The organism is Streptomyces sp. NPDC057438 (genome assembly GCF_042802995.1).
GTDB lineage: Bacteria > Actinomycetota > Actinomycetes > Streptomycetales > Streptomycetaceae > Streptomyces.
This window is the reverse complement of record NZ_JBHVDD010000038.1, coordinates 65683-76965: the sequence shown is the minus strand read 5'-3', so window position 1 is coordinate 76965 and position 11283 is coordinate 65683. Positions and strand designations below refer to the sequence as shown.

Below are 11283 nucleotides of genomic sequence, written 5' to 3'. Positions count from 1 at the left end.
CCCGCACCCGCCGACGAACCCCGCACCCCCCACCCCTCAGGCACCCCGTCCCGGTATCCGGACGCGAGTTGCGGCGCGACGATCACCTCGCGTACGTTCAGGTTCAGGTCATGAGTGACAGCCCATAGCCCCGGCTGGCTGTCCGGCAACCCTCCTTCCGTGGCGGGGTGCCCCGGGTGAAGACCGGGCCGTAGGCAGCGAGGTCTACGGCAAGCGCGGCTTCGAGGGAGTTCTTCCGTGAGCAAGCGAATGCGATAGGGCCGCCGAGCCCCGCCTCCGCGCACCCCTTTTCCTTCCTTCAGCGTGCCTTTCTTCGGCATGCCCTCTCACGGGAGTTCCCCATGTCTGTCTCCAGCGTCTCCACCCTTGCCGCCGACCGGTCCGTTTGCACCCCGCTGCCCGTTCTGGGGCGAGATGTCACCGTCCCACTCGTCACCGGCGGCGAGGTCACCTACGCCGCCCTCGACTACGCCGCCAGCGCCCCCGCCCTGCAGCGCGTCTGGGACGACGTGGCGGCGTACGCGCCGTACTACGGGAGCGTGCACCGGGGCGCCGGGTACCTCTCCCAGCTGTCGACGGACCTCTTCGAGAACGCCCGGAAGACCGTCGCCGAGTTCCTCGACTGCCGGGCCGACGACCAGCTGATCTTCACCCGCTCGACGACGGACTCCCTGAACCTGCTGGCCGAGGCCCTCCCCGCCGACTGCCAGGTCTTCGTCTTCGAGACCGAGCACCACGCCTCGCTGCTGCCCTGGCGGAAGGCGCGGGTGACCTACCTGGACGCGCCCCGCACGCCGGAGCAGGCCGTCACCACCCTGGAGGCCGCCCTCGCGGCACGCGATCCGTACGGGCCGGCACTGGTGTGCGTCACCGGTGCCTCGAACGTCACCGGGGAGATCTGGCCGGTGCGCGAGCTGGCCGCCGCCGCGCACGCGCACGGCGCGCGGATCGTGCTCGACGCGGCCCAGCTCGCGCCCCACCACCCCGTCTCCGTACAGGAGCTGGACGTGGACTGGGTCGCCTTCTCGGGGCACAAGCTGTACGCGCCCTTCGGCTCGGGCGTGCTCGCCGGGCGCGCCGACTGGCTGCGCGAGGCCGACCCGTACCTCGCGGGCGGCGGTGCCAGCCGCAAGGTGACCCGGCGCACGGACGGCGGCGTGGACGTCGAGTGGCACGAGAGCGCCGCCCGCCACGAGGCCGGCTCGCCCAACGTCATCGGCGCCTACTCCATCGCCTCCGCCTGCAAGGCCCTCGGCGAGGCCGGGTTCGACACCCTGGTCGCCCGGGAGCGGTATCTGATCGACACCGTACGGGCCGGGCTCGCCGAGGTGCCCGAGGTGCGGACCCTCTCCCTCTTCGGGGACGACGCCCCGCGCGTCGGCGTCCTCTCCTTCGTCGTCGACGGCTGGAACAGCTCCCACTTCGCCGCCGCCCTCTCCGCCGAGTACGGCATCGGCGTCCGCGACGGCCTCTTCTGCGCCCACCCCCTCGTCCGCACCCTCCTCGGCACCGACCCGCAGACCCAGGGCGAGTGCGGCGCCCCCGAGGCGGCCCCCGGCGAGCGCTCCCTCAACGCGATCCGGGTGAGCTTCGGAGCGGGCACCCCCGACGAGCACGTGGAGCGGTTCGTACGCGCGGTGAAGGAACTCGTGCGCGACGGCGCGCAGTGGAACTACCGCACGGAGGACGGCCGTTGCGTCCCGGCGGTCTGACCGCCACCGCCGGGGCGTTCGGCCGTGGGGGAGGCTGCTAGCCGTCCAGCCCGATGGCGAAGGCAGCCTCCAGGTCGTGCTGGGAGTAGGCGCGGAAGGCGACGTGCGTGTCCGTGCCGAGGACGCCCGGGATCTTGCTGATGCGGCCGGGGATCACGTCCGCGAGGTCCTCGTGCTCCTTCACCCGGACCATGGCGACCAGATCGTACGTACCGGTCACGGAGAACACCTCGGTCACGGATTCGATCGCGGCGATCGACTCCGCGATCTCCGGAATCCGGTCCACGCTGGTCTTGATGAGGACGATCGCGGTGATCACGGCTGGTTCTCTCCCTCGGGGGCCGGAGCAGGGACGTTCTTCGAGGCGTCCGCTGGCGGATTCACTCTAGCCCTACGGCCGTAACGCCCCCACGCGTAGACGAACCCCAGTCCGAACCCGACCAGGTGCGCCAGATAGGCGACGCCCGGCCCCGAGGTCTGCCGTCCCGCCGCCAGCCACTGCAGGCTCACCCAGAAGGGCAGGGTCACCCACGCCGGGAACCGCAGGGGCAGGAAGAAGAGGAACGGCAGGAGGCTCGTCACCCGCGCCCGGGGGAACAGGTACAGGAACGCGCCGAGGACCGCCGAGATCGCCCCCGAGGCGCCGACCAGCGACTGCGGCGACCCGGCGTGCGCCGCCGCGTACGCCACCAGCGCGAGGTAGCCGCAGCTCACGTAGAACAGGGCGAACGCCACCCGGCCCATGCGTTCCTCGGCCATCGCGCCGAAGACGAAGAGGAAGAGCATGTTGCCCAGCAGGTGCAGCCAGCTGCCGTGGACGAAGAGCGCGGTGAGGGGGGTGAGCGCCGCCCGCGGGGTGCCGTCGAAGAGTTCCACGGGGACGACGCCCCAGCGGTGGAAGTACGCCCGTTGCGCGGCGAGCAGCCCGTCCCCGGTGCCGTACACGGGGTTGAGGCCCGCCGCAGGCCCGATCAGGAAGATCGCACAGCAGACGGCGATCAGCCCGTACGTGACGGGAGCCGACTCGTTCCGTACGGCCCGGGCGGCCGGGGTGACCCACTTGCCGATCATGCGCAGAGCATGACGTAACCGGACCCACCCGCACAGACCGCCTCGCCGCCCGCGCGGATCGGCAGGCCCGCCGGAACCGATCGGCGCCCCCACCGTGGGCGAACAGGCGTCCGGTGCCGGTCAGGCCGTAGGGTTACGAGCCACAAGCACCGGGACGCCGGCGCTTCACGGAGACTGGAAGAAGGAAGAGCAGCCACGATGACGGTTCCCCTGCCGACGGACACCACCCGCTGGCGCTGCACGCTCTGTGGCAATCTCACGCGGTTCGACGTGACCCGCTCGTCGAAGGTCGTCGAGTACGTGCACCTCGACCTCGCCGGGCAGCCCAACGTCGAGGAGCGCGAGGTGGTCAGTGAGACCATCGAGTCGGTGCGCTGCCGCTGGTGCAACGCCGTGGACCAGGTGGAACTCGTGGACAGGCCGGACGCCGACTCCTGAGGGAGCCGGTCCGCACAGACATTGGGGTGACGGATGGTGGAGACCGCAGGCGGGGGGCCGGCCGACGGCGCCGCCGAGGTGCTCGACCGTCCGCTGCCCGAGGGCGTGCGCAGACGGGTCGTGCAGATCGTCTCGGACGGGTTCGGCGGCCTGACCGTCGCCGAACTGCCCGCACAGCTCAGACAGTACGCCCGGTTCACCCCGACGCGCCGGGTGAAGTTCGCCGGGAACGCGATGGCGGCCGCGGTGGAGAGCGACACGCTGTTCAGACAGCGGATCGGCGAGCGGTTCCGGGAGGCCCACCCGGAGCTGGCCGGCGCCCTCGACACGGGCGCGCCGCCCCCGGCCGCGGACCCGCTGGACGTGGCGGCCGCGGCCTATGTGCTGCGTCCCACCGGCTGGGTGAAGCTGGTCGCCGCCGCCGGTGAGGAGGCCCTGCGGGCCGACGCCGAGCGCGCCGACGAGGAGAGCCGGGCCGAACTGGACCGGCTGCGCGAGCAGCTCGCCGAGGCCCGCGCCCACACCAAGTCCGAGACGGAGCGGCTGCGTACGGAGCTGGAGGCGGCGCGGAAGGAGGCCGACTCCCTGCACCGCAAGCTCCGGGCCGCCCTCAGCGACGTCAAGCGGGGCGAGGCCGCCCTGCGCAAGCTGCACGCCGAGACGGAGACCGCGCGCGCCGAGGGGCACGCCCAGGTGTCCGCGGCCGAGAGCGAGAGCCGGCGGCTCAAGGCGCGGCTCGGTGAGGCGGAGGCCGCCCTGGAGGCCGCCCGAAGGGCCGCCCGCGAGGGCCGCAGCGTCGAGGACATGCGCGTACGGCTGCTGCTCGACACGGTGCTGGACGCGGCCCAGGGGCTGCGCCGGGAACTGGCGCTGCCGCCGGTCTCCGTACGGCCCGCCGAGACCGTCGACGCGGTCGAGCCGGGGCGGATGACCCCGAAGGACATCGCCGCCCGCGCGCTGTCGGAGAACGACCCGGCGATCCTGGACCAGTTGCTGGCGCTGCCGCAGGCGCATCTGGTCGTCGACGGCTACAACGTGACCAAGACCGGCTATCCGCAGATGCCGCTGGAGAAGCAGCGCCTCAGGCTCCTCGGGCAGCTCTCCCAGCTCGCCGCGCAGACCGGCGCCGAGGTCACCTGTGTCTTCGACGGGGCCGAGCTGGCCGCGCCGGTGCTGCTCGCGCCGCCGCGCGGGGTGCGGGTGCTGTTCTCCAAGCCGGGTGTCACCGCCGACGAGTTGATCCGTCAACTGGTGCGCGCCGAGCCGCCCGGCCGGCCCGTCATCGTCGCGTCCACCGACCGCGAGGTGGCCGACGGGATCGCCAAGGCGGGTGCCCGCCCGGTGGCCTCCGCGGTGCTCCTCAAGCGGCTTTCCTGACCCTTCGGTGTCGTACGCCCGCAACGGTAATGAACAGGCGTAATGCCCGAATTGACGGAACTGTTGCGCAACGTAGCGTCAACCGGGCATTACTGGATGTGTGTTGAGTGTAAATTGTGCGCCGTGGGGTGGGATTTTTCCTGTGGGGGATTTGAAGTGATCACCGTTGGGTCACTAGGGTCTGGGCTCAAACCTCTGAACGGGTGATCGTCGCCGGAGTCCCCGCCGGCCGGTCGCTCCAATGAAGGAGTTCACCTACCGTGGCGTCCCACCGTCGACCGAAGCAGCCGAGCCGTGCGCGCGTGACCGTGCTCACCACCGCTGCCGCCGCTGCCGTGGCCATCTCCTCGCAGGCCGCCAACGCCGCGCCCTCGGAGAAGCCGAGCAAGGACGAGGTCAAGGCCAAGGTCCACAAGCTCTACGAGGACGCCGGGCGGGCCACCGACAAGCTCAACGGGGCCGAGGAGAAGCAGGAGAAGCTCGAGAAGGAGATCTCCGCGATCCAGGACAACGTCGCCAAGGGCCAGGAAGAACTCAACGAGCTGCGTGAGGGCATAGGCCTGGCGGCCAGCGCCCAGTACCGTTCGGGCGGCATCGACTCCTCGATCCAGCTGTTCCTCTCCGCCGACCCGGACGACTACCTGGACAAGGCCGCCACGCTCGACCAGCTGACCAGCCAGCAGGTCGACGCGCTCAAGAAGATCCAGGACAAGCAGCGCGCACTCGCGCAGCAGCGCCAGGAGGCCACGGAGAAGCTGGAGGACCTCGCCGACACCCGCGAGACCCTGGCCAAGAAGAAGAAGGAAGTCCAGAACAAGCTGGCCGCGGCGAACAGGCTCCTCAACAGCCTGACGGCCGCGGAGAAGGCGTCCCTGGACGAGCAGGAGACCCGCGCGAGCCGCGACGCCGGGGACCGCGTCGACCTCGGCAAGGAGACGCCCGCCTCCAGCTGGGGCGCGGCCGCCCTCGCCGCCGCGGACACCCAGCTCGGCAAGCCCTACGTCTCCGGCGGCAGCGGCCCCAACTCCTACGACTGCTCCGGGCTCACCCAGTGGGCGTACGCCCAGGCCGGTGTGTCGATCAGCCGGACCACGTACACGCAGCAGAACGACGGTACGAAGATCGGCCGCGACCAGCTCATGCCGGGCGACCTGGTGTTCTTCAACAACCTCGGCCACGTCGGTCTCTACGCGGGCAACGGCACCGTCATCCACGCCCCGTACCCGGGCAAGGTCGTCCGCTACGAGTCGATGAGCACCATCGGCTCCTTCCAGTTCGGTGTCCGCGTCGTCGGCTGACCTCCCCTGCGCCCGCCGAGAACGGGCCGACTGTCACACTCCGTGACGGTCGGCCCGTTTTTCTTCAAGATCAGGACACAGTGCCGCCCGAACGGGCGAATTCCCGCACCTCGCGCTGACCCCTGTCCCGGCCGGTGACCTGGGTTCCAGCCCGGACGTCACGCTGTGTGGTCGCGGAGGTCTTTGGCTGTGACACGGTCACGCGGCTACTGTCGGCCGCGCCTCCCTCACCCGCTGTGAGCGCACCCCTCTCCCGGGGGTCGCCCTCCGGCCACGGGAGGGCCCTGTCCGTCGTCGAAGGGAGTGCGGCTTCCCGTGGTGTCCCACAGTCGCCTTGTACCGTCCGGGTTCGACCGGGGCGCGGCCGCCGCCCTCGGTGTGCTGTCCGCCGCTGCCGCCGCCCTCGGCGCCATCCCCGTCCAGCAGGCCGCCGCCGCGCCGCACGACACCACCCGGGCCGAGGTGGACCGGCTGTACGAGGAGGCCGAGCGGGCCACCGAGGCCTACAACAAGGCCGACGAGCGCGCCGACGAGCTGCGCGAGCAGGTCGGTACCGCGCAGGACTCGATCGCCCGCCAGCAGGACCGCGTCAACACCATGCGGGAGTCGCTGGGTTCGCTCGCCGGCGCCCAGTACCGCTCCGGTGCCGTGGACCCCTCGATCGCGCTGCTGTTCTCCGACGACCCGGACGACTACCTCGACACGGCCGCCGCACTGGACCGCATCAGCGTCCACCAGGCGGGCGAACTCCACGACCTGCGGCAGGCCATGCGCGAACTCTCCCAGGACCGTGCGGAGGCCGGCGGCAAGCTCACCGAGCTGGAGAGGAGCCGCAAGGCCGTCGCCGCGCACAAGCGGGCCGTCGAGGGGAAGCTCGCTGCGGCCCGCCGGCTGCTCAACTCCCTGCCGGACGAGGAGCGGGCCGCGTACGACCGGGCCTCCCGCTCCACCGACTCCGGCCGGGCGGGGATGCCCGACCCCTCCGGCGCCGTGGCACCCAGCGGCCGCGCGGCCGCGGCCGTCGCCGCCGCCCGCTCCGCGCTCGGCAAGCCGTACGTGTGGGGGTCCACCGGGCCCCACGGCTTCGACTGCTCCGGCCTCATGGTCTGGTCGTACGGACAGGCCGGCGTCGGTCTGCCGCGCACCTCGCAGGCCCAGCGGTACGCCGGCACCCAGGTCCCGCTCTCCCAGGCCCGGCCCGGCGACATCGTCACCTACCGGCCGGACGCCAGCCATGTCGGCATGTACGTCGGCAACGGCCAGGTCATCCACGCCCCCTACCCGGGCGCCCCGGTCCGCTATGACCCCGTCGGCATGATGCCGATCGCCTCGGTCACCCGTCCCTGACCGCCGCAGGCCCCCGGCCGCCCCCGTCGGCCGGGGGCCGGTGCCCCGTACGATCGGGAACGTGGCTGGTGGACGGTGTACGACGCGTGCCGGGTCCGGGGGGCTCCCGGGCCCCGGACGTGCCCTACCGGCGGTCGCGCTCGCCCTCGCCCTCCTCGTCGGCTGCGGGGGGACCGCGACGCCCGACGCCTCTCGCGCCGAGGTGCGGCGGATGCTCGACCGCCGGGCCGCGGCGGTGCTGGAACGGGACGGGGCGGCCTACCGCGCCACCGAGGCGGCGACCCCCGTCCCCGGCCAACTGGCGACCGGAAAGGCCGAGTTCACCAACCTCCGCGGCCTGCCGCTGGCCTCCTGGTCCTACGACCTCACCGCCTTCCACCGCTCCGGGGACCGGGCCACGGCCGAGGCCGCCCTCCGCTACCGGATACGCGGCTACGACCGGGCCCCCGTCACCGCCGCCCGCACGCTGAACCTCGTCCGGGACGCCGACGGGAGGTGGCGGGTCGCCGCCGACGAGCCCGCGGAGAACGGCACCGAACAGCTGTGGGAGCAGGGACCGATACGGGCCGTGCGCGGGGCGCGCAGCCTCGTGCTGGGGGTGGGGCGGCCGACGGCTGATCTGCGGGCGTACGCGGCGCTGGCGGACCGGGCCGTGCCCGCCGTCACCGAGGCGTGGGGCGGCAACTGGGCGCGGCGGGTCATGGTCGTCGTCCCCGAGTCGCTGGAGGAGATGGCGGGGCTGCTGGGGGCGCCCGCGTCCGGATACCGGGGGATCGCGGCGGTCACCACCGGGGAGACGGGTGGCGCGGCGAAGGTCCCGGCGGACCGGATCGTCGTCAACCCCGAGGCGTACGCCCTGCTCGGCGGCCTCGGCAAGCAGGTCGTCCTCACCCATGAGACGACCCATGTCGCCACCCGCGCCCACACCGACGCGTCCACCCCCCTCTGGCTCTCCGAGGGCTACGCGGACTGGGTCGGCTACCGCGGTACCGGCCGCACGGCCGCCGACGTGGCCCCCGAACTGCGGCGCGCCGTCGCGGAGGGCCGGGCCCCGGCCGGCCTGCCCGCCGATGCCGACTTCGGCTTCTCCGACGACTCCGGCGGGCTCGCCGAGGCGTACGAGGGGGGCTGGCTGGCCTGCCGCATGATCGCCGACCGCTGGGGCGAGGTGCGCCTCGACGCGTTCTACCGGGCGGTCGGTGCGCACGCGTCGCGGGAGGGGGCGGTGGAAGGGGCGCTGCGGGAGGTGCTGGGGACGACGGTCGAGGACTTCACGGTGCGGTGGCGGGAGTACGTGCGGGCCGAACTGGGGTGAGGGCGGGCGCACCCCGGAGAAGGCGGCTCAGGAACCCAGAGGCTCCTTCGCGGGGTCGGCCCGGCCCTCGAGCGGGTTCGGCGTGGCCCGAGGCACCGCGTCGCGCCACAGTTCGAACGCGCCCAGCACGGCCGCGATGACGAGGAGCCCGTTGCGGACGAAGAGGAGGGTCACGCCCAGACCGTCACTGGCGACGACGTGTGCGAACCAGATCGGGAACTCCAGGACGGTCACGAAGGACGCCACCAGGATCAGGGCGGCGGGCAGACCCATACGGCTCGTCCGGAAGCAGAGGCACACCGCGGCGAGGCCGACCAGCCACACCATGTACTGCGGGCTGATCACCCGGCTCGTGGCCGTGAACATCAGCACCGCCACGAACGCCGCGTCCGCGAGCGTGTGCGGCGCGAACCGCCGGGCCCGCACCCGCCACAGCAGCAGCCAGGCGAACGCCACCCCGCTGAGCAGCAGGGCCGCTTTGCTGACGGTGTCGACGTGGTCGCCGAGGAACTCCACCGAGCCGTAGTTGAGCAGCACCTTGCCGTCCCAGCCGAACTGGCGGGCCACGTGGAAGACGAGGGCGCCCAGCGACTCCACCTCGGTGCCCCGGTCGCGCTGGAACGTCAGGAAGGCGAAGGCGCCGGGCAGGGAGACGGCGAACAGCGTGGCCACGGCGAGGCCGGTGCCGGCCGCCCACGCCCAGGCGACGCGGCTGCGGGCACCCAGGAGCAGCAGTGCGGGCCAGACCTTCAGCAGGGCCGCGAAGGCCGTCAGCGCCCCCATCGCGCGTGGGTGACGGCTCCCGGCGAGGAGGGCCGCGACCGCCACCGCCGTCACCATCACGTCGTAGCGGGCGTACACCGTCGGGCCGAGCAGCGGCAGACCCACCACCCACACCCAGGCACCCTCCCGGGTCTTCCCGGGGCGCGTGCCCGCGTGGAGGAGCAGCGCGAGGACCGCCAGGTCGGCGAGGAGGGCGAGGACGAAGAACGCCGACGTGTAGTCGAGGAACGGCAGCAGCGCGGGGGAGAGGATGGGGAGGGCGGCGGCGGGCGGGTACTGCCAGGTGACGTCGTCCAGGGGATACGTTCCCGCACGCAGGGTCTCGTACCAGCCCCGGTAGATCACCGAGACGTCGCCCGTGACGTCCGGGCCCGGGAAGACGTACACCTTGAAGACGAACAGCAGCAGGAGCAGCCGGGTCGCGCCCCAGAGGGTGAGCAGCCCGAACGGGACGCGTCGAGAGCCCGTCATGTCCGTCTGAGCCACGTGAGTACCCGTTCGTTCGCGCCCCGCCCCGCATCTGTGGGGGACATCGTCCCACGCCGGTCCGTGGAGCGGCCGTGGAGCCCGGCCGGACGGGGACGTGCCCGCGGGCGGGTGCCGACGGCGGTTGGGTAGGGTCGGCGGCGATGCACAAGACCCTGATCGTCACCAACGACTTCCCGCCCCGGCCCGGCGGCATCCAGGCGTTCCTGCACAACATGGCGCTGCGGCTGGACCCCGAGCAGGTCGTCGTCTACGCCTCGACGTGGAAGCGGAGCCGCGAGGGCGTGCGGGCGACGGCCGACTTCGACGCCGAGCAGCCCTTCACCGTCGTACGCGACCGGACGACCATGCTGCTGCCGACGCCCGCCGTCACCCGCCGCGCGGTGTCGTTGCTACGGGAACACGGCTGCACGTCGGTGTGGTTCGGCGCCGCGGCCCCGCTCGGCCTGATGGCCCCCGCGCTGCGCCGGGCGGGCGCGCGGCGGCTGGTGGCCACGACGCACGGCCACGAGGCGGGCTGGGCCCAGCTGCCCGCCGCCCGGCAGCTGCTGCGGCGGATCGGCGAGGGCACGGACACGATCACCTACCTGGGCGAGTACACCCGCTCCCGGATCGCCGCGGCGCTCACCCCGGACGCGGCCGGGCGCATGGTCCAGCTGCCACCCGGTGTCGACGAGAAGACCTTCCATCCCGGTTCCGGCGGCGCTGAGGTCCGGGCCCGGCTCGGGCTCACCGACCGCCCGGTCGTCGTCTGTGTGTCCCGGCTGGTACCGCGCAAGGGGCAGGACACGCTGATCCGGGCGATGCCCGGCATCCTGGCGAAGGAGCCGGACGCGGTGCTGCTGATCGTCGGCGGCGGACCGTACGAGAAGGAGCTGCGCCGGCTCGCCGGCGAGACGGGGGGCGAGGGTTCCGTCCGCTTCACCGGTGCCGTCCCCTGGGCCGAGCTGCCCGCCCACTACGGAGCCGGTGACGTCTTCGCCATGCCGTGCCGCACCCGCCGGGGCGGACTGGACGTGGAGGGGCTGGGGATCGTCTACCTGGAGGCCTCCGCGACCGGACTGCCCGTCGTCGCGGGCGACTCCGGCGGCGCCCCCGACGCCGTCCTGGACGGCGAGACCGGCTGGGTCGTACGCGGCGACTCCCCGGAGGAGGCCGCCGACCGCGTCGGCACGCTCCTCGGCGACCGGGAGCTGCGGGAACGCATGGGGCAGCGGGGGCGGGAGTGGGTCGAGGAGAAATGGCGCTGGGACCTGTTGGCGGAAACTTTGACATCCTTGCTGTAGCCCCGTGCGGGGTGCGGGGAAGCGTGCGACCAGCCACAAGACGACCGGAAGTCGTCTTCCGGGATCACCCCGCACCCCGATAGTGGGCTCCTGCTCCGGACCTGCCCCTAGCCGGAGCCCGGAAATCCGCACATGCTGCGCACATGACAGCAAAACTGATGCAGCGTCAG

The 11283-nt window shown here is 72.7% G+C and carries 10 protein-coding genes and 1 riboswitch; of the genes, 7 read left to right on the top strand and 3 right to left on the bottom strand.

All coding sequences use genetic code 11. From position 1 onward, the window contains the following. Positions 1-106: 106 nt before the first annotated feature. A riboswitch (SAM riboswitch) is annotated at positions 107-222 on the top strand. Positions 223-341: 119 nt separating this feature from the next. Next, positions 342-1712, top strand: a complete 1371-nt coding sequence (locus tag ACFU5F_RS21775) for an aminotransferase class V-fold PLP-dependent enzyme (protein ID WP_383889662.1) — start codon at positions 342-344, stop codon at positions 1710-1712. A gap of 37 nt (positions 1713-1749) precedes the next feature. Here ACFU5F_RS21775 and ACFU5F_RS21770 read toward each other — a convergent pair whose 3' ends face one another. Continuing rightward, positions 1750-2031 (bottom strand): Lrp/AsnC family transcriptional regulator, encoded by a 282-nt coding sequence (locus tag ACFU5F_RS21770; protein ID WP_037693480.1) that lies wholly within the window; start codon positions 2029-2031, stop codon positions 1750-1752. Beyond that, the gene (locus ACFU5F_RS21765; protein WP_383889658.1) at positions 2028-2783 is read right to left on the bottom strand and encodes a rhomboid family intramembrane serine protease; all 756 of its coding nucleotides are present in this window, start codon (positions 2781-2783) and stop codon (positions 2028-2030) included. The genes ACFU5F_RS21770 and ACFU5F_RS21765 overlap by 4 nt, the downstream gene beginning before the upstream one ends. A 198-nt stretch (positions 2784-2981) precedes the next feature. On the opposite strand from ACFU5F_RS21765, the gene ACFU5F_RS21760 reads away from it, so the two are divergent. The 5 genes from ACFU5F_RS21760 (at position 2982) to ACFU5F_RS21740 (ending at position 8558) form a co-directional block, all read left to right on the top strand. Then, on the top strand, positions 2982-3221 hold the full coding sequence (locus ACFU5F_RS21760; RefSeq protein WP_383889656.1) for a hypothetical protein: 240 nt from the start codon (positions 2982-2984) through the stop codon (positions 3219-3221). A gap of 33 nt (positions 3222-3254) precedes the next feature. Continuing rightward, the gene (locus ACFU5F_RS21755) at positions 3255-4598 is read left to right on the top strand and encodes an NYN domain-containing protein (RefSeq protein ID WP_383889654.1); all 1344 of its coding nucleotides are present in this window, start codon (positions 3255-3257) and stop codon (positions 4596-4598) included. A 260-nt stretch (positions 4599-4858) separates the two neighbouring features. Beyond that, on the top strand, positions 4859-5896 hold the full coding sequence (locus ACFU5F_RS21750; RefSeq protein ID WP_383889651.1) for an NlpC/P60 family protein: 1038 nt from the start codon (positions 4859-4861) through the stop codon (positions 5894-5896). Between the two features lie 315 nt (positions 5897-6211). Then, entirely contained in the window at positions 6212-7243 is a 1032-nt protein-coding gene (locus tag ACFU5F_RS21745; RefSeq protein ID WP_383889649.1) for an NlpC/P60 family protein, read from the top strand. Between the two features lie 61 nt (positions 7244-7304). Then, complete coding sequence (locus tag ACFU5F_RS21740; protein ID WP_383889647.1) at positions 7305-8558, top strand: hypothetical protein; 1254 nt, start codon at positions 7305-7307, stop codon at positions 8556-8558. 27 nt (positions 8559-8585) lie between these two features. Here ACFU5F_RS21740 and ACFU5F_RS21735 read toward each other — a convergent pair whose 3' ends face one another. After that, positions 8586-9812, bottom strand: coding sequence for a glycosyltransferase 87 family protein (locus ACFU5F_RS21735; RefSeq protein WP_383889680.1), 1227 nt, complete (start codon positions 9810-9812; stop codon positions 8586-8588). Positions 9813-9970: 158 nt separating this feature from the next. On the opposite strand from ACFU5F_RS21735, the gene ACFU5F_RS21730 reads away from it, so the two are divergent. After that, positions 9971-11113, top strand: a complete 1143-nt coding sequence (locus ACFU5F_RS21730; protein ID WP_383889644.1) for a glycosyltransferase family 4 protein — start codon at positions 9971-9973, stop codon at positions 11111-11113. The last annotated feature ends 170 nt before the right edge of the window (positions 11114-11283 follow it).